Annotated in this window: 2 protein-coding genes; both read left to right on the top strand. The window is 34.9% G+C overall.

All coding sequences use genetic code 11. The features are described from left to right. Window positions 1–157: 157 nt before the first annotated feature. A complete protein-coding gene (locus A6M55_RS08460; protein ID WP_229235496.1) occupies window positions 158–712 on the top strand; it encodes an NADH-quinone oxidoreductase subunit J in 555 nt (184 codons plus the stop codon). Between the two features lie 4 nt (window positions 713–716). Then, a complete protein-coding gene (nuoK, locus tag A6M55_RS08455; protein ID WP_064197220.1) occupies window positions 717–1,022 on the top strand; it encodes an NADH-quinone oxidoreductase subunit NuoK in 306 nt (101 codons plus the stop codon). Window positions 1,023–1,143: the final 121 nt, after the last annotated feature.

Below are 1,143 nucleotides of genomic sequence, written 5' to 3'. Positions count from 1 at the left end.
AAACCTGTTTTTAAGCCAAGTTTCAAACCTGCTCCAAAACCAGTTGAAGATGTTGAAATACAAGAAATAAAAACAGAACAAGCGACAACCGAAACGCCAAAGCCGAAACCTGTTTTTAAGCCAACAATGAAAATTAAACCTAAAAATAACGACTAAATTGTTTGACGAATTATTAAAAAACCTTGATTATTGGCTCATTAAGCAAATTGCTTTTTTTGTCTTTGCAGCCATTACGGTTGGCGGGGCATTATATTTGCTTTTCACTAAGAATGTACTTTATGCTGCATACAGTTTATTGCTTACACTCTTAGGTATAGCTGGACTTTTCGTTTTTGCAGGAGCTGATTTTCTGGCTGTCAGTCAGATTATGATTTATGTGGGTGGAATTCTGATACTATTGATTTTTGGTATTATGCTCACCAATAATAAGAATTTCCAACGTACCAATTTACAACCGAATAAAATAGAAGTTGGGCATCACAATCGTTTTTGGGCTGTTTTGGTTGCGGTACTTTTATTTTTGGGGTTCTTGAAAATTATATTTGATGCCAACTTCCATATCGTTGGTAAACAAATTCATAATAGCAGTAGTTTGCAGCAAATTGGGGTAAATCTAATGACCGATTATATTTTTGCGTTTGAGGTTATTGGTATATTTTTATTGGCTGCTTTGATTGGAGCAGTTTATATTGCAAAAAAAGAGAAAGCTTAATCAGATGATAGCCATACAAAATTATCTCGTTATTAGTGCCTTATTGTTTTCGATAGGATTGGCCGTTGCGGTAACCAAACGAAACGCAATTTTGATTCTGATGGGCATTGAATTAATGCTCAATGCTGTAAACCTAAATCTTGTTGCATTTAGTCAATATGACCCAAATAGACTGCAAGGGCAAATGTTTGTACTATTTATAATGGTTGTGGCAGCTGCCGAAGTTACCGTAGCACTGGCAATTATCTTGAAATTATATGACTATTTCAAGAACCTTGATTTAGATGAAATAAATTCATTAAAAAAATAATAAAAGGCTTGACAAAAGCATTTTTAAGTCGTACTTTTGCAGTCCCAAAAGGGAAAAGAGTAAATAGGCTGCGTAGCTCAACTGAATAGAGCGTCTCACTACGGATGAGAAGGTTTGGGGT

The sequence above is a fragment of the Emticicia sp. MM genome (assembly GCF_001649495.1).
The sequence above is the reverse complement of the archived record's forward strand: the minus strand, read 5'-3'. Positions and strand labels throughout refer to the sequence as shown.